Annotated in this window: 18 protein-coding genes; 6 read left to right on the top strand and 12 right to left on the bottom strand. The window is 58.0% G+C overall.

The window, feature by feature from the left end:
* Positions 1 to 268: 268 nt before the first annotated feature.
* The 3 genes from JUB11_RS30705 to JUB11_RS30715 all read left to right on the top strand — a co-directional run bounded on the left by JUB11_RS30705 (position 269) and on the right by JUB11_RS30715 (position 5,152).
* Complete coding sequence (locus JUB11_RS30705; protein ID WP_207462613.1) at positions 269 to 3,385, top strand: lipid II-degrading bacteriocin; 3,117 nt, start codon at positions 269 to 271, stop codon at positions 3,383 to 3,385.
* 191 nt (positions 3,386 to 3,576) lie between these two features.
* Positions 3,577 to 4,413, top strand: coding sequence for a hypothetical protein (locus JUB11_RS30710; RefSeq protein ID WP_207462614.1), 837 nt, complete (start codon positions 3,577 to 3,579; stop codon positions 4,411 to 4,413).
* 136 nt (positions 4,414 to 4,549) lie between these two features.
* Complete coding sequence (locus JUB11_RS30715; protein ID WP_207462615.1) at positions 4,550 to 5,152, top strand: hypothetical protein; 603 nt, start codon at positions 4,550 to 4,552, stop codon at positions 5,150 to 5,152.
* Positions 5,153 to 5,467: 315 nt separating this feature from the next.
* Here JUB11_RS30715 and JUB11_RS30720 read toward each other — a convergent pair whose 3' ends face one another.
* Positions 5,468 to 6,685, bottom strand: coding sequence for a YcaO-like family protein (locus JUB11_RS30720; protein ID WP_207462616.1), 1,218 nt, complete (start codon positions 6,683 to 6,685; stop codon positions 5,468 to 5,470).
* Positions 6,682 to 7,242 carry a nuclear transport factor 2 family protein gene (locus JUB11_RS30725; RefSeq protein ID WP_207462617.1) on the bottom strand — a complete coding sequence of 187 codons (561 nt, stop codon included), beginning with the start codon at positions 7,240 to 7,242 and terminating at the stop codon, positions 6,682 to 6,684. The genes JUB11_RS30720 and JUB11_RS30725 overlap by 4 nt, the downstream gene beginning before the upstream one ends.
* A 437-nt stretch (positions 7,243 to 7,679) precedes the next feature.
* On the opposite strand from JUB11_RS30725, the gene JUB11_RS30730 reads away from it, so the two are divergent.
* Positions 7,680 to 8,552: an IS5 family transposase gene (locus JUB11_RS30730; protein WP_207462618.1), complete on the top strand. Its 873-nt coding sequence runs from the start codon at positions 7,680 to 7,682 to the stop codon at positions 8,550 to 8,552.
* Positions 8,553 to 9,150: 598 nt separating this feature from the next.
* Here JUB11_RS30730 and JUB11_RS30735 read toward each other — a convergent pair.
* Positions 9,151 to 10,146, bottom strand: coding sequence for a hypothetical protein (locus tag JUB11_RS30735; protein ID WP_207462619.1), 996 nt, complete (start codon positions 10,144 to 10,146; stop codon positions 9,151 to 9,153).
* A gap of 835 nt (positions 10,147 to 10,981) precedes the next feature.
* On the opposite strand from JUB11_RS30735, the gene JUB11_RS30740 reads away from it, so the two are divergent.
* Positions 10,982 to 11,326 (top strand): hypothetical protein, encoded by a 345-nt coding sequence (locus JUB11_RS30740; RefSeq protein ID WP_207462620.1) that lies wholly within the window; start codon positions 10,982 to 10,984, stop codon positions 11,324 to 11,326.
* 595 nt (positions 11,327 to 11,921) lie between these two features.
* Here the strand turns inward: JUB11_RS30740 and JUB11_RS30745 are convergent.
* The 5 genes from JUB11_RS30745 to JUB11_RS30765 all read right to left on the bottom strand — a co-directional run bounded on the left by JUB11_RS30745 (position 11,922) and on the right by JUB11_RS30765 (position 15,491).
* Entirely contained in the window at positions 11,922 to 12,356 is a 435-nt protein-coding gene (locus JUB11_RS30745) for a hypothetical protein (RefSeq protein ID WP_207462621.1), read from the bottom strand.
* A 54-nt stretch (positions 12,357 to 12,410) separates the two neighbouring features.
* The gene (locus JUB11_RS30750) at positions 12,411 to 13,160 is read right to left on the bottom strand and encodes a hypothetical protein (RefSeq protein WP_207462622.1); all 750 of its coding nucleotides are present in this window, start codon (positions 13,158 to 13,160) and stop codon (positions 12,411 to 12,413) included.
* A gap of 113 nt (positions 13,161 to 13,273) precedes the next feature.
* Positions 13,274 to 13,621, bottom strand: coding sequence for a hypothetical protein (locus JUB11_RS30755; protein WP_207462623.1), 348 nt, complete (start codon positions 13,619 to 13,621; stop codon positions 13,274 to 13,276).
* A gap of 167 nt (positions 13,622 to 13,788) precedes the next feature.
* On the bottom strand, positions 13,789 to 15,045 hold the full coding sequence (locus JUB11_RS30760; protein WP_207462624.1) for an AAA family ATPase: 1,257 nt from the start codon (positions 15,043 to 15,045) through the stop codon (positions 13,789 to 13,791).
* A gap of 149 nt (positions 15,046 to 15,194) precedes the next feature.
* Positions 15,195 to 15,491 (bottom strand): hypothetical protein, encoded by a 297-nt coding sequence (locus tag JUB11_RS30765; RefSeq protein WP_207462625.1) that lies wholly within the window; start codon positions 15,489 to 15,491, stop codon positions 15,195 to 15,197.
* A 374-nt stretch (positions 15,492 to 15,865) separates the two neighbouring features.
* Between JUB11_RS30765 and JUB11_RS30770 the strand changes: the two genes are divergently transcribed.
* Positions 15,866 to 16,300: a response regulator gene (locus JUB11_RS30770; RefSeq protein ID WP_207462626.1), complete on the top strand. Its 435-nt coding sequence runs from the start codon at positions 15,866 to 15,868 to the stop codon at positions 16,298 to 16,300.
* A gap of 447 nt (positions 16,301 to 16,747) precedes the next feature.
* Here JUB11_RS30770 and JUB11_RS30775 read toward each other — a convergent pair whose 3' ends face one another.
* The 4 genes from JUB11_RS30775 to JUB11_RS30790 all read right to left on the bottom strand — a co-directional run bounded on the left by JUB11_RS30775 (position 16,748) and on the right by JUB11_RS30790 (position 20,837).
* Positions 16,748 to 17,107, bottom strand: coding sequence for a response regulator (locus JUB11_RS30775; RefSeq protein ID WP_207462627.1), 360 nt, complete (start codon positions 17,105 to 17,107; stop codon positions 16,748 to 16,750).
* Positions 17,108 to 17,329: 222 nt separating this feature from the next.
* Positions 17,330 to 18,163 (bottom strand): hypothetical protein, encoded by an 834-nt coding sequence (locus JUB11_RS30780; RefSeq protein WP_207462628.1) that lies wholly within the window; start codon positions 18,161 to 18,163, stop codon positions 17,330 to 17,332.
* Positions 18,164 to 18,397: 234 nt separating this feature from the next.
* Positions 18,398 to 20,584: an ATP-dependent RecD-like DNA helicase gene (locus tag JUB11_RS30785; protein WP_207462629.1), complete on the bottom strand. Its 2,187-nt coding sequence runs from the start codon at positions 20,582 to 20,584 to the stop codon at positions 18,398 to 18,400.
* A 61-nt stretch (positions 20,585 to 20,645) separates the two neighbouring features.
* Positions 20,646 to 20,837, bottom strand: a complete 192-nt coding sequence (locus JUB11_RS30790; RefSeq protein ID WP_247887448.1) for a hypothetical protein — start codon at positions 20,835 to 20,837, stop codon at positions 20,646 to 20,648.
* Between the last annotated feature and the right edge of the window lie 235 nt (positions 20,838 to 21,072).

Here is a 21,072-nt window from a genome sequence, read left to right on the forward strand (position 1 = left end):
CCCATTGATCATCGCGCAATACCATCCGGTCCAAAGCCACCTCCCTGTCGGCAGCTTTGAATCAAATTCCTGCGGCTTTGGGAATCCCCCGCACATCTGAATGTCAACAGGCCCTAATCCAACACACAATAAAACGGGGTATTTGAATCCCCCGTTCGGCCGCGCTGCGCCCACCCCTAAGGAGTACCACCACCACCAATTTGCAAATGCTTCTTACTTCGTTACGCTTCGCACGAGAATGGTATCAGCCTTATCGAAGGAGAGGGTTGTGAATTATATCGGGACGATCACTTCTGACACGCTGGTTGGATCTGATGCAGACGATTACATCGAGGCTAATGACGGAGACGATGTCCTTGATGGTCGTCGCGGAAACGACTATATCGTAGGCGGCGGCGGAAGGGATGTATTTGTCTTTGCGCCTGGAGATGGTTGGGACTACATAGCGGATTTCAGCCCCGGCACCGGAGGCGACGTTCTTGATCTTCGCGCGTACACGAACATAGTCAACTTCTCGGAACTACTATCATCTGCAGTACAGGATGGCAATGATCTGGTCATTGCCTTGGGCGATAGCGCGGATGTTCGTCTCCAAGGCGTGCTCAAGTCCTCTCTTCATAGCGAAAACATTTTGCTCTCGACCGTGCAATCAGAAACTCCAACTGCAACGAATAGCTATGGTGAGAACTACACTGGCACCGATCAGAGCGACTATTATGTTGGAACAGCGTACAACGACGTAGTAGACGGTGGTCATGGAAACGATTACCTGCTTGGAGGAAATGGGAGAGATACCTTCCTGCTCAGGCGGGGCAGTGGGTTCGATTACATTGCCGATTTCACGCCCGGTGCTGGTGGTGATATATTGGATCTTCGTGAATGGGGTGATATAACGGATATCAACAGCATCCTCAATGCTGCATCGGACCAGCAGGGAGATGTGACCCTGCATCTAAGCGCAACCGATACAGTACGACTGGAGGGTGTTAGCCGATCACAATTAGCAGGCTCCAATCTTTTTCTTGTCAACGGTTCTACCGGTGTTGGTACTGGCGAGCAGCCTGAGGAAGTAGTTGGGACCAGTAGTTTTGTTGGATCGGCGGGAAAGGACAATTATTACGGAACTCCAGGATACGATACGATAAATGGGAACGGTGGTGATGACTATTTTGAAGGCCGAGCTGGACGTGATACATTCATCCTGACCCTCGGAAACGGCCACGATTATATTGGCGATTTCAAGCCTGGAGTTGGAGGCGATATCCTCGATCTTCGTATGTGGACACAGATCCCAACATTTGAAGATTTTACCGGAAATTTGATTGAAGATAACTATGGCGTAACATTATTGCTCGATAGCCAGAACACGGTGCGCCTGAACGGCGTGTCGCTTTCAGCGCTGACCAGAGAAAATGTTTTAACTGCAGCTCCAGCTGTATCGGTTGTCGGTGAAGTAGTGTCAGGAGGACAAGGTGGTGAGTTTCTAATAGGTACCTCAGGAAATGATACGTTATATGGACAAGGAGGGTTTGATTGGATCAAAGGTGGCGGTGGTTCTGATGTATTCGTATATGATGCTGATTCCGGTCATGATCAAATCGACGATTTTACAGCTGGAGTGGGTGGGGATATAATACAGATTTCTGGTGATCTATCAGATATCACATCAACAAGTCTGATAAGCCAAGCAGTCTATCGCGATGGTAATACGTTCCTCCGGCTAAACGACCGCACCACTATCCACCTCACAGGGGTCGCGCCGGCAGAGCTTGAGGATGAGAATATTGTTATCACAAGCGGCGAGCCAGAGGTTTTCGACGCAAATCCTAAGTTCCTGGACATGCCAACGTTCAAGGCGTATTCAAACTACGTTGAGGTACTGCCTCCAATTCTTGTACCTGGGAGCCCTCTGGACGAGCCGATTCTCTTAGACGGGTGGGTTATTGGCGGTGGTACAGGATGGGGAGATGTTTATACGCCAGGGACCAACGACGGACAAGTCGTTGGCGAGGCACTTGTGTTCTTCAACGAAGTTCACAAAGCCAATGTAACGAACACACTCGGGATGGAGTGGACCAACGGTTTCTTGAGCAGCCTTCAGCAGATCTCTCCAAACATCATTGAAACCGCATCAAGGACCATTGAAAGCGCCTTCAAAGCGTTCATGTACGCTGATCAGGTAGCTCAGACTAACGATGTCACAGCACTTACAGTAATTCGTGATATTGGTCAATGGTTTAATCCACGTGATCCCGACCATTACTCCCCATTTCTAGAGTTCACGCTCAGTGGTAAGGCAACTTCTCCAATAGCTGCGCTAGGTCATTACCTCTATGGCAACGGTGAGACGCTAACTTTGCCTCTGGAGGATGTCGGCCTCAACTTTACTGCGGATGAAATACCAGGACTACTTCAATCTCTCGCCGAGGGCCGCCAGCCTGGCATATACCCAGTCTCTGAGGTTACAGCATACTCAACTGACCGCGACTCACTAATCGCCTACGACATATTAGGAGACATAACACTCCGTCATGTAGGGACTCTTCAGATTTTTGAGGATTACTCATGGGATTACAAAGGGGTGGTTCGCGCATTCCACGACCAGTATGATTTTAATCCCTCGGACAGAGATTGGTCTAAGGAGGGTGCCACATGGTTGGGAAGCCTCCTTCCTGGAACCGTCTTTCAAATCGCAATGCCTGGAGAGCTGGATGTTCACTTCTCGGGTCCGCCTACTGTTACCATTGCTCCGGTCATAATAAATGGGGGCGAAGGTAATGACAATTTAGGGGGAAACGCGGGCAACGACGCGATAACCGGGCTTGGTGGGGACGATGTTATATCGACAGGAGCTGGAAACGACTTAGTGTTTGGTAATCAAGGAAACGACATCATCAACGCTGGGTTTGGGAGTGATACTGTTCACGCCGGTCAAGGTGATGATATTATATACTCGGGCTCTGGCGACGACAGCATTAGCGCTAACATCGGCGGAGATCTCGTGTATGGAAACGAAGGACATGATATTATATTTGGAAACCAAGGTAACGATACGATTTACGGGGGTCGCGGCAATGACACCATTTTCGCTGGCCTTGATAGTGATATGATCTATGGTGATATTGGCTCTGATGCACTATGGGGCGACATAGGCTCTGACACTCTGGTTGGGGGAGCTGATGCTGACCGCTTCAATTTCAATCCAAACACCAACCATGATGTGATTCAAGATTTCAATTTCGCCGAGGGGGATCGGATTAGCCTGAATGGGCTAGGATACTCACTCGTTTATTCTTCTGCAGGAATGGTTATCAACCTCTCAGATGGAGGCTCTGTATTGCTCGCTGGCTACTTTCCTGTAGAGAACGAACGCATTTTCGTTTGATGCCCAGATTGCCACGGAAAGCACTTCCGACCAATGAGCCGATGACGAGCATGCGTCTGATCTAACGTGACTCGCCTCTGGTTGAGGTGCACGGTATTGGATTTGCGTGTGCTAAAAGCGAGCGTCTGGACAGACACGGCGGCCCCGGGCAGAGTTATGCTCGGGGTGCGCTCAGCGAGGGGTTCGGAACGATGATCTCTGTCGCCATCACGGCAATTTTTTTTACTGTGCTGCTCTTTGCCACTTTCTTGCCCCGGTGGCTGGTGCTGCAGATCCTGTGGCGTTGGAAAGGCGGACCCCTCCGGCTGGTCGCCGCCAACCTAGCGTCTTTTGTCATACTCGGCATAGTGAGTGCAATCGCCGGCGGTGGCTTCAACGCCGGTCAACTTGACGTTTATATCCGCGATGCCATTCGCTTTATTCTGCCTTTCCAGGCATTCTGGCTGATAAAGGACCTGCTAAGCTTTGCATGGAGGAAGTTCAGGGGTGATCGACGGCTGTTTCCACGGTGGGTGAGCTCGTCCGTGGCAAGTTTTGCTATCGCCCTGGTGTTCATCGTCCTCAGCTCCAGTGCCGTAGTCCTGATCGAATCGTACACCGGCCAGTACGGCACTGTCGCTGAAATGCGGGTGCCGGGAAGTGATCTCGTCGTTGGGATTGATGAGAGGTCCGCTCACCCGTTCCTTGCCGAGTATGACAGGGCGGTGATTGTCGTTCGAGATGGCAAGGAAGTCAGCCGTGTCCCGATGGGCAAGGACGTCGGCGGTATGAGAGCGGTTGATGTCTATAGAGTGATGCCTGATCGGCTCCGCTTGGTCGACGAGTGGGACGATGTCTTCGACATCGATCTCAAAACCGGCGTGGTCATCAGGGCCACAGGGGCAGCATTGAGTTCGGGTTCCGGCGCGCTGCTGGGAAGCTTCAATGAGACCGACGAGCCCAACCGACAGTTTCGCTTCATTCCGATCACGGAGCAACCACGGCCGCCGCTGCGGTATGAGCGGGGCCGCCGGGAAAGTGCTGGTTGACTCGACATGTCCCCCCATTGAAGGGCGCTATTCTAGGTTCGACGGAGCAGAGGGGGCCGGACCCGCCGAACGGTTTGCAAATAGAGCCGACCTGCCGTGATAGTGCCGGCGTTCACCCCGCAGGCGGAGACGAGCAATGAACGCACCGAGGCATCCCACTGAGAACCCGTACTGGCACGAGTTCGACAAACCGCACGTCGTTGACCGCGACGAAATCCAGAACCTTTGTCTCGAATCCCTGCACGTCATACTGGCCAGCCTTTCCATGTCGGCGCTGTGGGTCGAGGACGACGAGGAACCCGCGTGGGAGTTCCCAAACCTCGTCGCGTTGCATCACAGGGGTGCCGAGGCCAAGCTTTCCGGTAGCCTGCTGAAGCTGGCCGTCCTTGTCCGGACGTTCGACGACCAGTTCAGGGAAACGCCCGGCTACCTTGACCACAGGCGGAAAATCGACAGCGAGCAGGGCCCGTTCGGAAGGTTCTACGAAGGCGACGGGGAGCTAGGAATTCGTGAGAGCTGCAACAAAATCATCCATGCCAACGATTTCCGTCCGACCTACGACAACGGCAGCGCCCCTCGCGGCGAGGGAGTGTGGGCGATGAACGGCACCGTCGAGCTTACTGGTCGCGACCGGCAGCGCGAATGGTTGGTGGAGGTGAACGTGTTCGCCTTCCTGGAAGCCGCCATCGACCTAACCTCTTTCGGACGTCCGCACTCCGTGGTCTCGTCGGAAAAATAATGAAAGATAGGTTCGTTCCGTCCGCCGGCGCGGCGCATTCGGGCAGACCCCATGCCGGGAGGCAAGCCTGCGGTACTCTGCCGCCGCCACCCGCTCGAACGGCAACTGGCCTCGACGGCGAACAGGGCGTAGCCGTCCGTACGCCGCCCTACACATCGAGCAGCCAGTCCTTCCGCTCGCACACGAGCCCGCACCAGGGAGCATCCATGAGAGCATTCGCAAGGCTCGGTGCGGAACTGCGGAGCAAGGCGGCGGGAGGTATTGCCGCAACAACATGTCGGTTTTTGGTTGAGTTGCTCCCAACGGCCACAAGCACTAACGCGCGCAATTGGTATCATACATCTTGAGATGGCCGACCGGCAGCACGGGCATAGCAAATATGATTCCAAAAAAGCGCTCAGCATCGGTGACGATAGCGCTTACCACTCGATAGCATTCATGGAGCGGTTCGTGGTCGTAGAACAGAATCCGGCGTCCTGAACGCTGCAATGCGGCATCCAGCATGTCGAGTTGCTGACGTGTGCTTATCGCTTGGGTATATTCCGGCTTAAATATCAATGGGGATACATCAACCTTCGAAAGGTTGAGCTGGGCCACAGCCGTAAATGCATGGAACCGCTTCGCCAGTTCCCCTACGCGGTCATCGACCTTCGGGAGGTGAAAATCCGAAGACTGTTGGCACTCTGCCAAACTGCGGTAGACAGCCACATCTCGGTAGAGTGAACAGCCAGCTCCCCAAACAACCTTTGTCTCCCCATTATGCTGTTCGTGATAGAATGTGAAGGAAAAGAACGGGCCAAATTCCGACTGCCTGAAAAGCGTTTTAACTTTCCTACCCGGGGTATTGCTAAGTTCGGAGAACAACATTTCAACGGCAGGGTGAAAACTGTGCTCTTCAAGCATGCCGTATGGCTTGCAGTCTGCATGCGTCCCCAGTATATTCAAAAACAGTTTTGATATTTCGTCTCTCTCAATAATCTCCAACACTGCATGAAGAAGTGCGTCGTCAAATGAAAAGCCGAACGCAGTACCCGATGAAGATGCATACCGATTGTAGAACACCTCAAATGGCTCGGGCTTGCGTTCTCCAATAGCGAAGTCGCCATTTGCAAAGCAGAACGGGATGTACGCAGCCTCACTTCCCCCGCGTATGCTGTAAGGAGTCGCCAACAATTGCGTGCCATCTGGAATTAAGGCACTTCCAACACGCAGAAATATATCCCCTTGATAAATGCTGCCCTTGTCGACATAAACGGCTTTACTGGAGTGTCGCGTCGCAGTGTCCCACAGATGAAAGTGTTCCACACACTCACCAAACGCACCTATGCGCGCGTGCAGGCCCTTGCCAAACCCAGTTACAATCTCTCCGGCGTCACTATAGGCAACAACACAAACCTTCCCATAGGATGATTCTTCTCGGAGGGAGATGTTCCGATGTGAGAGGAAAGCGTCGGAGACGCAACCGATTTTGACTTCCGCTTGCGCCTTGGTAAAGCTGCGCTCAAAAGCGGGTAGTTCGATGCCGTTCATCATCCATTCTCGCGCATAGACTCTACATATTTTTGCTCAACGTACTCCCCAATTAAGACCCACTGCCCGTCTCGTTGAACCCACGTCTGAACGCAGGAACCCTGTTCTGCTTCCGCATGCTTACTCTTCCTCCCCATATACTTCCACAGGTAATCATAAATTACAAAGGCAGTGGAATCACATATAGTGCATGATTTTGCTAGCAGCCTTACGGAAATCGGTGCACGAATGTGCGATCCCATTTCGATTTGAGCCAGTTTGCTTTCTTTGCTATCTACAAGCGGAACGCCGGAGAACACGCCCCGGAAGTCGTCGTGCAGCATTCCATCGGGAACCTTTTGGTCAATGCAGGTCGCAGCCCAGAGGGCTTTGACTTGACTCCAAACAGCCGATGCCGCGGAATTCACATCCTCGGCCACAAGAAACACACTTGGGGTGAGGGTCTTGTAAAAATCTTCTTCGATTTCCAATAAATCGTTCACTTGCGATGGGCTAAGCATACCCGGTCCTACGGCAGCAGTTTTGACTTTTTCCTTCACCATTCTGGTTGCAATACCCATGTGTGCGCTCCCCCCCTAGCTAATACGCCCTAGCACGATACCTAAATACGAATGAACATTGCCATAGGACGCACAACATGCCAACTGGCCGAAAGTAATGCGGGCCATTCTCTTTGAGGAGGCGAACAGACAATCGATTTCGACGGAGCTTGGTGCTACGTCAACCGAAACGACCTTAAGAATGGGGCGTCGCCCTTGGACGCGAAATCGACGATGAGCTTGGGGACGCGCTTCAGGCAATCCGTCTCGAACGGGCAGTGAGGTACGAGCGTTTCCGCCGGAAACGTGCTCGAATCCTCTTCATGCCCCCCACTAAGAATCTGTCCGCGAATTGATGCTCTGTCCGAACGTCCCGCGCTTCCCTGAGGTGCAGGGGCGGAGATTTGGGCTGGCGATCGCCATCTGTGACGGCCGCCCACCGTTCTAGGCTGGCTTATATGGTTTCCGTTTCCGCCCGTCGCATCCCCCGTTCTCGTCAGTGCAATGCGTGGGACGCGCTTGCCGACATCGAGGTGTTCATCGTAGCCGCCGAAGCCGAGTTGGAGGCGATGGACGCGGAGCGCGTAGGCGTTCACCGCCGTGGCCGCAAACCCGACCCCGAGCTGCGACGGCGGGTTCTCGGGTTGATCTGGATGCTGACGTTTGGCGGCATGCAGTGGCGCATCGCCGGCTTTTTGTCCGGCATTCCTTTCACCACGCTGCACAGCGCCTTTGCCCGCTGGACCCGGCTGGGGCTATGGCGTCGGCTCGGTCAGCGGCTGGCCTTCGACTGGCGCTTGGCCTGCGGGGACGAGGCGCTCCCGTCCGCGCTCGTCGTGGACAGCCGCTCACAAGGATCCGCGCCGACCTGCTGGGCGCGTGGTATCGATGGCGGCAAGCTGGTCAAAGGCATCAAGCTGATCGCCGTTTGCGACAAGCATGGTTCTTTGGTCGATCTGGATCTGGTGCCCGCCAACACCGATGATCGGGCCGCCGCCTTGCCGATCCTCCCGCGGTTGGCCGAACTGGGCTTTCAGGGAGATCTCCTCGGTGACAGCGGCTACAAGGGTGCTCCGTTCGCCGAAGCCGCGCTTGCCCATGATATTCATGTCGGTGTTTCGCCCGGAGGAACCCGCGACGGCAAGTTCCTGCCAGTAGGGATCCGCTGGGTAGTGGAGCGCCTCTTCGCGTGGCTCTCACGTTACCGCCGGCTCAACACAGTCTTCGATCGCCAGCCCGATCTCTTCACCGCACATGTCTGGATCGCAATGATTTCCATCATCGCTCGCCGCCTCACCTCGGCAAAAACCCAGCATTCCCAACAGGTTTAATTCGCGGACAGCCTCTTAGGAGCAGATCACGGGCATAAGTGACCGCGCCGATGATCCCGGCATTCTGGTTTGCGAGCTGTACCAACGTCTTTCGCAGATGTTCGCCAGCATGATTTAGGACGGGCATCGTAGCCGCCGGCTCGACGATCAAAACTTCGCACTTGATGATTTCGACGTTGAGCGTCCGAAACATTCCGGCATCAGCGCACCGGACGTTAAGCCCAATGCCACGCGGCAGGCGGCCATCTTGTACGGCGGAACCAACGGACGCGCGGTAGCTTTGCAGAACCTGGGACAGGTCGAGGGCGGGAGCCAGCATCATTGCCTCGGTGCGGGAATGTCTTCGGAATGAGTAGATAGTATCCGCACGCTCATTGGTACGCAATGATGTTCTTAGCAGAGCGCTATATTTTTGATAGACAATACGCCATTAGCGTTTTGTCAGGAATGGACATGGAAACTGATCATTGGGTCGAGAATGGACTGGGCACACTCCGGAATAGCGGAGCCGTGATCCAAGGATTAAGAGTAGACGTAAAGCGCGCTTCGGTACGGGCGGGTGCCGACTGGAACTCGCCCATACCGAGGTTCTGGGAAATTAAAGAGGAGCCAGAGCGCCTGCGTCGGTTTCGGGAGCAATTTCCCCAGTAACGAACTTGTCAGCCACGCGATCCAGTTGCAGAATGCGGCCATTCAAAGCAAAAAACTGGGAGTAAGCGTGCATGTTGCCGACAAACATATATCCATCCGAGGTTAGTGCGCGCAGCAGACTACGGATTAGCGGGTTCTGATGCTCACTTCGGCAAGGGTTGGCAGCGTATTCCCCAATCTGTGGATCTTTAGAAACAGGGAACTTGCCATCCTTCGCAAACTCCTCCATTGAAATGCAAAAAGGAGACCCGGCTGGTCCGGAGCTTTTCCATGCTGGCGCAAAGCCTAGCAGTTGGCTTTCGAGAGCCGTTGGTTGAACCTGCTCCATTGGGCGCTGCGCAAGAGTTAGGTAGATCAGGCCCGGATCGAAGTAACGGTCTTTTACAGCTGCATCTTTGGTGATGCGGTATAGCGGTGCGGGGCCGTCACACGAGTGAACACAAGATACCGACCGCCCCACCGATTTTGCCCACGCCTCTACTCGCGCGCGCTTCATGTTCTGGGCGATACGCGTCGCCTCGGAGCTGGTTCTGATGTCATTACCTTCAAATTGGCTTGGGAGATAGAACGCTGATACTTGGTTCATGCGGTCTGTAGCGGTAAGCGCGTCAACCACCGCAAGGCCTGCGCTAATCGTGCCAGCGGTGCTTACGCCCTGTGCTGAGAACGGAGAGAAGCCCAACGCTAGTGCACCGGCAAATCCAGCACCTGTATCGAAATTGCTGGGGAGGTCCTGCTTAGGCAGCTCTTGCTTCATGCGTTTTGCCAACTGTTTACGCTGAGACGGCGTAAGAAGCATGCCGCCCATGGTTTCAGCGAGCAGTCGGTCTCTAGAGCTTGCTTCTTTCAGGACGATCTTGGGGCCATCCCCCTGTCCAGTCGTGACGCAGCCTGCAACGGCAAGCGTGACTACGAACGCCGCAGCAACGGTTCTAAACGCCATGGGAGCGATCCCTGTCCGAGCGGGTTTCAGATCTCGAACGGAGTATAGCCTGCTCCTCTTGGGGGCAGAAATGCTGATGCAACGCCCGCATTACCTGGTCAGGATCTGCGTCATTTCAGACACCGAGGAAGCCGGCGCCTGGTTTTTGCGATGGAAGGGATGAGTGAGGCCGGATGTCTCCGCACAGGCGTAGTGCCATGGCCGTCCCTGGCGATCGCCGGCCCAATGCGCTTGCCCCGTGTAAATAGGATCGCCGCAGCAGCAGCACTTCGCAGGCAGCTTCGACCCAACGTTCTCGCATACCATTGCACCCACCCCTTTGGCTTACCTCGCCACACTAAAGACATAGTGTATTTCTGGTTGCGACTGCAAAAAGGGAGTAGGCGTGCGGCCGGGGGTTGATTGTGCTTTCTGCGCCGATTTAGGGAGCCGCAGCCACAGGCATAAGTGTACGAGCCCAACGGACCTTGGGCACCAACAACTCGAGGCGATCGAGGCGAGTTACAAGCCAGCGATGATAGCAGTTCCAGAGAGGGTCCGGGCGGAACCAGACATAGGGGCTGTTAGGAGCGCCAGTACTGGCACAGGGCTCCGGAAACGGGCATGGACACAGTTGCCCGGTAAGGCCCTCGACGGCCATCATCCCCCTGTGGGGCTCGCGGAAGGAGATGCGTGCCCGAGCGCCCATCCGCTTCTCTGGGAGGCGCACCAGATAGTACCAGTCCGCACTGCCAGGCCCGTCGTGCCCGCGAAACACGTGAGTCCAGTTGGCAGGTGCGACAGCGCCTTTCTCCGGGACCGCAATCGGGCATGCGTCGTGGACGAGCCTCCAGTCTTGGACAAGGGCGCCGCTCAAGGGCCGGAATCGATCATCGACCAGCTCGGCCGCTACGCAGTCGATTGGCGGCACGGGCGGGATCAGGCATGCGGCTCGGAGCGCCAGGAGGCCGCGGCGGGCCACTGGCCAGGGCTTGCGATCGCGGATGTAATAATCGGGCTGCATGAGCACGCCGGCAGCATGGAGCGCCCGCAGCATGTCCAGCGGCACTTGCCCATCCGGGAGCGAGACGCGCGGATCGGCATGGATGGCAGCCAGCGCCTGCAGCTCAGCATCAGCGAGGATCGGGAGTGGAGACAGAGCGGTCATGGTTCGCCTCGGGTATCAGAAGTGGCCGATTGAGGCCGCTGGTCCAGAATGGACGGGCGGGATGGCACGGAGTCGAGAGCGGCACGGCCTCGCTCGGTCAGGCTCCAGGGATCGCGCATCGCCCTTTTGCCGGGTGGGTGCCGCACAAGCCCGAGGCCGGCAAGCGTGTAGGCCAAAGTTCTTTGCGCATTGGGGCCCCTCATCCATTGCAGCGGCGCCATTGGATCGGCAGCAATCGCGGCGAGGACCCGGACTTGGTCAGCGTCGAGGACAGGCTTCCAGGGTGCCTCTGGATCGTGAGGCTCCAGGCGCCTCAGCTCCATCATCCGCTCCCGGGGCTTTCGCTGCCGGCCAATGGGCGGAAAGGACACGTAGCAATGATCGTCGAAAGGTGGCCCGCAGAGCCTCTCGATGGTCCCCACCCGTCCGGTCATGTGGTCGCCCATGAGCCTGCTGTCATAGGTGCAGACCACTGTGGCCCCTTTGACCGCCCAGTTCGCGGCCTCTCGACGGCGGGTCTGGCGGTATTTGGTGCAGTGGCCCAGGCAGCCCTGCTGTCCCCTGCGCCGGCCATCAGCGCAGTGCTCCAGGGCGTTCTGGGGCTGGTCCGGGTAGCGGCCAGTCGCGATCATGCCTGGACCACTTCGTCGGGACGCCGAACGCCAAACTGCTCAAACCGGACGGACGCTTGGGAGTAGGTGCAGAGACGGCCATGCGCGATGATTTCGTCGATCCCGGCGTCTCGTGCCTCATCCAGGATCTGGCGCATGATGGTCCTGTCCAGGGTGGGAGAGGTGCCGTTCTCCCAGATCAGGAAATGGCCGATGTTCCAGTCTCGGGTCACCCGCCGGCCGGTCGCCACGTTCTTCACGCGGCGTCGTACCTTGACGACAGCGATAAGCCAACGGTGCCCCTGCACGTGGGTGTCTGGCGAGGCACACCAGGATGCCAAAGCCTCGCGGTCGGCACGAGGATCGCACATCGGAAAATCGTCCCCTGGTACATACCAGACCGGAGAGAACGCGGCAGGGCGTGAGGGCGTCTGGATGACGTTCGACAGCATTGGGGCCTCGTGAAGCTATAGGGATGGCTCGCGTCGCAGGAGGTAATGAAAGCCTCAGGGGCTCTCCTCGCGGCGGTTCAGCTGGGCGACATCCTTCTCCCACCGGGCGAAGTGCATGGTGGCCTTGACGCCGTAAGGCCGCTCGTGCACGTACCAGTCCACCCAGTCGTCGACCGGGTCGGGCACCTTGGCGATGTTGCCGAACCGCTGCGCCCATTCGGCTACAGCCTCGCGGAGCCGCCCCTCAAAGTCCGTTTCACGTGTTTTCGCGAAGTTCCAGCCGTTGTAGCGGTTTGGTTCGCCACCTCCCGAGTTGAAGGCGTTAAGAACCGCCTGTCCCTCGTAGGTAATGATCGCTTCAAAGCAGGGGGTCTCCTGAGTGAGGCGGGTATGTTCGCGGTAATTCACCACTGCCCATTTGTCCATTCCGGACGGCGGGTCTGCGGCCAGAGGATGGTCGGACTTCTTATAAAGGCGTGCCGGGCCGGAGCTTTGCTCCTCGGCCCCATCCACGATCACGACCACCTTGTCGCCGCCCTTGGAGACCACCCCGTAAAAAGTTCGACCCTTCTCAACCCACTCGACACGGTCGCCCTTCTTCAGTGACGCACCGGCAAGGTATTCGAGGAGCTTCTTCGGGAGGGGTTCGTCGGAGTGGGACAGAGCGGCAGGCGTGGCGTTGTAGCGCTCCAGGTCGTCGGTGACGACGATGAGCTTTGCTCCCCCCTTCTCGACCACACCGTGGGTGAGCGCCTTGGTCTTGGGGTGGGTCAAGGAGATGCGGTCGCCCTTGCGAAATGCCATGGCGGGATTCCTGTCCAGGATGGATTTGGGTGTGCGGGAGCGGCACCGGCGCACGGGATGCGACGGTCGGTCTAAGGCGGCAGGGGGTGCCGCTCCGCTGGCTTAGGGGGCGGTCAGGCCGAGGCGCTGTGGCGCAGCTCGGGCCGGTTCGAGAGGATGCTAAGCGCTGCGCGCCAGTCGAAGGGCGGCTGCGCCTTGGGGCGCTGAGGCGGGAACACGGAATCCATGTCGAGCAGGATGTCGCCAACAGGGACGATCACCTCTTCGCGGCTGCCGTCGAGGATCACGCGGCAGAGCCGCTTTCCTTCCTTCGTATCGAAGTGGCTTTTCAACACGCCACGCTGGCCTTCGTAATCGCCAGAGAGGATATCCCAGCGTGCCGTCATGGTTTCATGGAGGGGTTTCGGTTGTTCACCGAACAGATCGGGTTGCGCGCTCGACGAAGGATGAGAGTGTCCCATCGGAGTCTCGCTGTAATTCAGTGGGTTCGTTCGATGGGCTTATGGTATGCGTACAGATGAGCGATCACAAGAGAAAAGTGACATTGTCTCGATCTTTTATTTGTGTCCGTTATGGAAATGAGGGGGTTTTTATTTCAGGAATGGACCAGCGACTAGAGAGGCGATAATCATGCGGCGCACAGGCAGCTATCCTCAAAATGCGGCATTCGCCAGTTGCCCCCAAGCTCCGTGTTGCGTAGGAGCAAAACCAGCTCTTCCGAGGACCGTGTAACCGCAGTGTAAAGCCAACGCCACTTGGCCTCTCGAAAGGCGGAGGAGTCGTCAACAACAGTCACATTCGAGAACTCCGACCCTTGTGAAGCATGGCACGTGATCGTCGACCCGTAGTCAAACTCCATAATGGACTTGGAGAGTCGTGGCCTTACCGGCGATCCGCCGTAATGTGTATCGAACATCCATCGGCTTGTAAGGACGCCTTTTCGAACGGTGCTCTCCCCGTCCATTTGTAATTTCAGGCTCAGTAGTCCTTCGGCAGCACCGCGAGCCCGTTGTGCGCTCAAAACGGTACCGGTCATGCCGTTGAACAGGCCGAGATCTCTGGAATTTCGTCGGCAGATCACACGCTCCCCTGGTTGGGGCGTCGGCCCGTCGAAGCCACGCAGGGCCCGGATGCGCCGGATATACGCGGTGCGTACGGTATGGACGCCGCAGATAGCCTGGGTCCCCTGACGCACCACCAAGCGCTGGGTCTCACGGTCGAGCGGGAGGACGTGCACCTTCCCAACTGATCCAAAGGATCGAGGCATCTGCTCGCGTCTTAGGAGGCGCGCTAGCCGGATCACCGGGCTATCCAGGGCGGTGCGATGCGGTTCGACCAGCTCGAAATCGGGCACTCCGGAGCAAAACTTGCCCGTTCCGGAAACTGGCGGAAGCTGGAACGCGTCGGCGACGACGAGGATCTTGCGGCCGGTTGCCAGCATGTCTCGGGCGACATCGTCGCCGATCATCGAACCTTCGTCCGCGATGATCAGTTGGGCGTCGATCATCGGCCCATCCAGGCGCTTCACAAAGGACAAGCGTCCTGTCTCCTCGTCCACTGCAGCCTCGTACAAGAGAGAATGCAGGGTATTAGCGTCGCGCACGCCTTTGCCTCGTAGAACCTGGGCAGCCTTCCCAGTCGGCGCTCCCACGACATACTTTTTGAGCTTGCGGTGCTCCTTCAGGTGCTGGATCGCGAAGCTCGTGGTTCTGGTCTTGCCGGTGCCCGCTTCGCCTGCGAGCCAGAACACCTGAGGGCCTTTGGTGTCGGCAAACCAAGCATCGATTGCTTTGACGGCGCGGAACTGCTCGTCCGTAGGTGTGTCAGCGTGGGTTGAGTTGCTGATCCCGCTTTGGGCTTTCCGCCAGGGTAAAAACGACAGCATCTGCGCCTCCTCAATTGCGAGAAGGCTACCAACCAGCGTACAAACGAGCAAGCATGAGTTTCAGTATTTGCTTATTTTTCTGTATGTCTGTTATGGACCTGCGAAGTAATCCTCTGTCCATTCCTGACGGGATGATGCGGCAGTGAAGTTCAGAAACCGCCTTCCCTCTCCCGCTTGTCTGCTTCTGCCTTTTTGGCCAGCCTCAGCTGCTCGTCCCTGCGATCAGCGTCCTTGTGGAAGTTGCGCTCGAGATCCTCGAGGCCTCTCCGGAAGACGGCCAAGCGCCACCCCACGTGGATCGCGGCTCCCGCCAGGGCGATGCCGGCTGCCACATAGGTCGCGGTACGGATGGTGCCGTCTGTCTGCGACGCTACGCCAAGCGCAAATGCGCCTGCGAGGGCCGTGAGCGGCGCCAGCCAGGCGGAGTGTTTGTTCAGGTCCAGCATGGACCCGAGGATACACGGGCGGGTGCGCACGAGGAAGGTAGCTATTGTGAGCCGATGGGTCTCTCTGTCTCTACGCTCAAATCACCTCACCCAGAGCTCGATGGAGAAGCTGGCGGTTTTAACAGTCCGGGAATGCAGCCACTTAATCAATTCCACGCAGCGCCTGCGTCCAGCCGTACTGCTGGGGTTATTCACTCAAAGGGAGTAAAGCAGCAAGCAAGCTGCTAACAACATCATTCCTATAAAATACAATATTAGTAATTTACGCATTTAATCGACATCGTCGCGATAGGCATGGCCAGCGAGTCGCGAATTCATAACCCTAGTAACATTTTCTTAACGGATCTCTCCGCATAAATTCCGGCAACAGCCATATGTATGCTGATCTTTGTTGCGTGCCCAACCTTTCGCTAGAAAAGTGCATCGAGATGCAACCGCATATCCTGGTCTGCGAGCCTGACGTTTTGGTTGCTATGGTCTTTCAGGACCTGCTTGAGGGGGAGGGATATCGTGTCACTGCAGTAAGAAGCGGTTTGCAGGGTGTGGGCGTTTTCGAAGCTGACCCAGCGCATGCAGTAATTACGGAAGCTATCATGAGTGATATGTCGGGGGTGGACCTTATCTGCAGTCTTCGAGCCAAACTCCCTGACCTCTCCGTACTGATCGTGACCGGGCACAACCTGCCCGATATCAGGTCTTTCCCACCCGGGCCAGGATCGACCAAAGTAATGGCCAAGCCCGCAGACTTCGCGGAGATCATGCGAATCATTCGGGATATGGTGCCTGTCGCGCCAACCACGGCAGCTTGATAGCGGCAGCGCGTTTACAGGTAATGATGCTTGGGAGGAGTTCTAAATGGGCACCATGGAGGCGCAACGTGATTGCGTTTCCAAGCCCGCCCTGATGATAGAATGTTCAGTCAGTAAACTTAGACGCCTTTAGCTTGAGCACCGAACGGCTCAGTTCCGCTCCTGTTCCATCCTGGGCGGTTTGAAGGCCGTGCTAGCATCAACCCCTGGCCGGGGCACGCTGTAAGCCTGCCGGACGATAGCAAGCACGGCTTCACCCTTGGCGCTCGGATTGTCAGTGTTCCAGTTCGCCGCGGTGACCCCGACCCACAGCCGCGGCCCAAAGTGGGTCATGGACGCGTTACAGCGCCCCCCGTTCACGTCCACCACCGTCGAAATGCCCGGGGTGCTGGACGAGCGCGCCCTCCGAGCTGGCCTGCTACCAAAAAGCCGGCAGCAGCGAAAGGTTTAGGAAAGCGCCGCTTTGACCGCCTTCAAAAGCGTCTGATAGGAGACCGGCTTCATCACGATGGACGTGAAAGCACCTGTGGGATTCGGAATCGCCGTGTCTGGGCTGACATGGCCGGACGCAATGATCACTGGGGTATCCGGATTGATTTCTCGGATTTGAGCAACGAGACCGAGGCCGTCCAAATTGGGCATTCGGATATCCGTCAGCAGTAGATCAGCGGAGGCCTTTCGGAATGCTTCGAGAGCCTTCAATCCGTCAGAGCAGCACGTAACCGTGTAACCCGCATCAATCAACACGTACTTATACCCAAGGGCGATCAGTCCTTCATCTTCGGCTACAATCACATGCTTACGCATTACACGACCGCCCGCAGAAAATTAGCCGGAATGTGATTTAACGCTGGATCATTCAGCTGAGCAATACCTAGATTGCTCTCTATTACCATCGGATGCATCAATGGCAGGTGTGCTCAATTATGTTCTCGAGGTCCAAAACCTGGGCAGACATGATGGCTATGATGTCGCCATGCCGTGGCAACGCCCCGTAATAACGTTCGAGAAGCTGCGCGGCATTGACGATCAGAACAGGCTGTACTGGCCGCGAGGGTCGCAGCCAAACGACGGGAGGGCTGCTGCGGCTACCACCACCTGTTCCGGAGCCATCTCGGGTTCTGAGGCAGGGACAGGGGTGACCGTCATGGCTTCAGCCTTGTCGGCCATATCGGCGTCCTCGATGCCGGCAGGCTCACCGGCGCCGATCAGCTCGCGCAAGACGGTCGGCACCAGCATCGCGTAGCCAGGACCTTTGGGCAGCGCTTCGACCAAAGCAGCCCATGCATCCGGGTTTACAGGACGTTGCGCCAAGCGGGCTTGGAGGCGGCAAACGCGGGTGCAGAGTGCGTGATAGGCAGCGATGGTCTGTGTCAGCCCCTCCTCGGTCCATGCAGCGCCGACGCTGCTGGGCCGGGCATAGCCCGGAGCCAGAAACGGCTTGATGACCTCCGTCGAGGTGGCGATCTCGCGCAGCAGCTTGTCCTGGTCGGCCTCAGGCGCGAGGTAGGCCTGGTTCATGGCGGAGGAGAGCGCCCCTTCCAGGGAGATCCAGGCGGAGAACCGCTGCTCCGGAGTGCGGGCCTTGATCTCCTTGGCCTGGCGGAGACGGTGCAGCGCTCTCGCCCGCTCCTGGTCGGCTTCCTTTGCTCTTTCCTCCAGGTCGGCAGCGCTGATAGAGCTTTGGCCACAGAAGCTCCTATAGCCGGTGGGCGACACCGGGAAATAGCCGAAGCGCACAGCATGCGCAGCTTGGTTGGCGAGCAGCACAGGCACACCGCGCACATGTACTATGAATGAATGAGGCGCGTTTTCGGTCGTGGTGAGAGGAATGGTGGGCGCGACGGAGCGTGAGGAGGCCATAGCTATGCCTTCCTTGAAAAGGATGGGAGATGAGAGGATCGGGGAAAGCGGCTTGCAGAACTGATACTAGCGAACGACAAGCGTACATTCAAGCGATTTAAGCACCGAAGAAGTGAATTAGTTCCAGTCCATTCCTGACAGACAAAGCTTTAGATGAGCTGCACCACCCGATGCCCTGTCCATGTCTGACAGGAGAAATCGCCCCCACCGCGCTGCCCCGGCTGAACGGAGCGTTCAGTGGCTCGGGTGCGCCAACCACTCCTTCAGCTTCGACCAGCGCCGCCCTTCCGCCCGTGCCCTGACCGCCATTGCCAGCGCCTTACGTTGCCCGACCACGACGACCAGGCGCTTGCCCCGCGTGACGCCGGTGTAGACCAGGTTGCGCCTCAGCATGGTCCAGTGCTGCATGGCCAGCGGAATGACCACCGCCGAGTACTCCGAGCCCTGGCTCTTGTGGATCGTGGTGGCATAAGCGAGCGCCACCTGATCCAGTTCCCCGAAGTCGTAAGCGACCTCCCTACCCTCGAAGTCGATGAGCAGCTCGCTTTCATCGGGATCGATCGCGGTGATCACCCCGAGGTCGCCGTTGTAGACATCCTTGTCGTAGTCGTTGGCTGTCTGCATGACCTTGTCGCCCACGCCGTAGGTCCACCCGAACCGCTCGACCCGGACCTCCCCTGGAGGGTTCAGTACCTTCTGCAGCTCCACATTCAAGGATCGAGCGCCAAGGCCGCCCCGGTTCATCGGCGCCAGCACCTGGATATCCCGCACAGGGTCAAAGCCGAAGCGGCTGGGTATCCGCTTGGTGACGACGTGGATGAGCTTGCGGACGCCATCCTCCGGATCGTCGGCCTCGACGAAGTAGAAGTCCGATCCCTCCACCGGAGTCAGGTCCGGCATCTGCCCTCGGTTGATGCGGTGCGCGTTGACGATGATGCGGCTGGTCGCAGCCTGACGGAACACCTCGGTCAGCCGGACCACCGGGATGGCTGCCGAGGTGATGATGTCGGCCAGCACCTGGCCCGGGCCGACGGACGGCAGCTGGTCAACGTCGCCCACCAGGAACATGGCCGCGCCCTCTGGCACCGCTTTGGTCAGCGCATTCATGAGTGGCACGTCCACCATGGACGATTCATCCACCACGAGGAGGTCGCACGGAAGCTGATTCGCCTCGTTGTGCTTGAAACCTCCGTTAGCCGGATCGACCGCCAGCAGCCGGTGGATGGTTTTTGCTTCCATCCCCGTGCTCTCCGTAAGCCGTTTGGCAGCCCGTCCGGTTGGCGCACACAGCATGACCCGCAGCTGTTTGGCGGCGAGGATCTTCAGGATGGAGTTGACCAGCGTCGTCTTGCCGACACCGGGGCCGCCGGTGATCACCATCACCTTGGACGATAGGGCGAGCTGTACGGCGTCCCGCTGGCTGGGGGCGAGGCTGAGCCCAGTCTTGCCCTCCACCCACTCCACAGCCTTCGTATGGTCGATGGCGGGCCACGGCGCCTCACCCTCGGCCAGCGCCTTCAGGCGAGCGGCGATGGCCTGCTCTGCGCGGTACAGGCCGGCGAGGAAGACGCACTCCCTGCCCTCCAGCCGGTCGGCAATGACGGTGCCTTCTTGCAACTCGGCCTGGAGTGCCGCAGCCACCAGCGGCGTTTCCACTTCCAGCAACTCGCCGGCCAGCGCCTCCAGCTCCTCGACCGGCAGACCGCAGTGTCCTACGTCGGTCGCCTCCGAGAGCGCGTAGCTGATCGCAGCGCGGACACGGATCATCGCCGTCTTCTCAATGCCCATCTTCGTGGCGATCGCGTCCGCCGTCCGGAATCCGATGCCGCGGATATCACGGGCCAGCCGGTAAGGGTTCTCGGTGATGAGTTGGATCGCCTCCTGCCCGTAGGTCTTGTAGATCCGGACGGCACGGGAGGTGCCCACGCCGTTGGCGTGGAGGAACAGCATAATCTCCCGGATGGCCCGCTGGTCAGCCCATCCCTTGATGATGCGGGCCGCGCGCTTGGGGCCGATGCCGGTGACCTGCTGCAGCTTGGCGGGCTCCTGCTCGATCACGTCGAAGACCGCCTCGCCGAAGGCCTGCACGAGCTTCTTGCCGTAGACCGGCCCGATGCCCTTGATCATGCCCGAGCCGAGGTACTTCTCGATCCCTTCCAGGGTGTTGGGCTGGGTGGCGCGCAGGAAGCTGGCCTTGAACTGGAGGCCGTGCGTCCGGTCATTGAACCAAGTGCCCGAGGCCTGGATGAACTCGCCGGCCGAGATCATGGCCGCATGCCCGACGACGGTGATCAGGTCCCGCTGCCCGCGCACCTGCACCCGGAGCACGCAGAAGCCGTTCTCGCCGTTGTGGTAGGTCACTCGCTCCACAAGCCCGGAGAGCGCCTCGGTCGCGGTTTCTGTGGCTGTGTGCCCGGCCATGTGAGCTTATCGGGTTGAGTGGTGGATGCCTTACGGCGGCTGCGGTCGGCGTGGGTCCATATTAGAGGGGCGGATTGGGGTCGGCCTTCTCGACGGGCTGCCAGTTCACGATGGTGCGCACCCACTTCTGGCAATCGGCGTTGTCCCGCACACCGGGGAACAGACGCCGGAGTTCGACGACGGCCGCCCACTCCCCTCGCTCTTTGAAGGCCCGCTGGATCGCAGCAGCCTCCTCTTCGGTCACAATGAACATGCGGTACTCTCCTGCCTGACGGCAAGCACGGGTCGGGAACGGACCCGAGTACATGTGGTGTGGGCCTGCTCCCGCCGCATGCCCTTACGCACGCTGGCGCTCCGGGCTGCGGCTTGCCACCAGCTCCGTCCAGTGGCCGAACATCTCCCTAGACCCCATGTCCCTGCCGAGGTGAGGGTGGCTCGTCTCACGTTATGTCGAAATCGAGGATTGCGCTGGGTGGGCCGGCGCCGAG

It is taken from the genome of Azospirillum sp. SYSU D00513 (assembly GCF_017356015.1).
Taxonomy (GTDB): Bacteria; Pseudomonadota; Alphaproteobacteria; order Azospirillales; family Azospirillaceae; genus Azospirillum.

Coding starts and splice junctions, on each gene's coding strand:
- JUB11_RS30785 (WP_207462629.1), bottom strand. CDS start 20,584: ATGGCCGGGCACACAGCCACAGAAACCGCGACCGAGGCGCTCTCCGGG.
- JUB11_RS30775 (WP_207462627.1), bottom strand. CDS start 17,107: ATGCGTAAGCATGTGATTGTAGCCGAAGATGAAGGACTGATCGCCCTT.
- JUB11_RS30710 (WP_207462614.1), top strand. CDS start 3,577: ATGATCTCTGTCGCCATCACGGCAATTTTTTTTACTGTGCTGCTCTTT.
- JUB11_RS30720 (WP_207462616.1), bottom strand. CDS start 6,685: ATGATGAACGGCATCGAACTACCCGCTTTTGAGCGCAGCTTTACCAAG.
- JUB11_RS30790 (WP_247887448.1), bottom strand. CDS start 20,837: ATGTTCATTGTGACCGAAGAGGAGGCTGCTGCGATCCAGCGGGCCTTC.
- JUB11_RS30760 (WP_207462624.1), bottom strand. CDS start 15,045: ATGCTGTCGTTTTTACCCTGGCGGAAAGCCCAAAGCGGGATCAGCAAC.
- JUB11_RS30765 (WP_207462625.1), bottom strand. CDS start 15,491: ATGCTGGACCTGAACAAACACTCCGCCTGGCTGGCGCCGCTCACGGCC.
- JUB11_RS30735 (WP_207462619.1), bottom strand. CDS start 10,146: ATGGCGTTTAGAACCGTTGCTGCGGCGTTCGTAGTCACGCTTGCCGTT.
- JUB11_RS30750 (WP_207462622.1), bottom strand. CDS start 13,160: ATGGCATTTCGCAAGGGCGACCGCATCTCCTTGACCCACCCCAAGACC.
- JUB11_RS30715 (WP_207462615.1), top strand. CDS start 4,550: ATGAACGCACCGAGGCATCCCACTGAGAACCCGTACTGGCACGAGTTC.
- JUB11_RS30745 (WP_207462621.1), bottom strand. CDS start 12,356: ATGCTGTCGAACGTCATCCAGACGCCCTCACGCCCTGCCGCGTTCTCT.
- JUB11_RS30770 (WP_207462626.1), top strand. CDS start 15,866: ATGTATGCTGATCTTTGTTGCGTGCCCAACCTTTCGCTAGAAAAGTGC.
- JUB11_RS30755 (WP_207462623.1), bottom strand. CDS start 13,621: ATGGGACACTCTCATCCTTCGTCGAGCGCGCAACCCGATCTGTTCGGT.
- JUB11_RS30780 (WP_207462628.1), bottom strand. CDS start 18,163: ATGGCCTCCTCACGCTCCGTCGCGCCCACCATTCCTCTCACCACGACC.
- JUB11_RS30725 (WP_207462617.1), bottom strand. CDS start 7,242: ATGGGTATTGCAACCAGAATGGTGAAGGAAAAAGTCAAAACTGCTGCC.
- JUB11_RS30730 (WP_207462618.1), top strand. CDS start 7,680: ATGGTTTCCGTTTCCGCCCGTCGCATCCCCCGTTCTCGTCAGTGCAAT.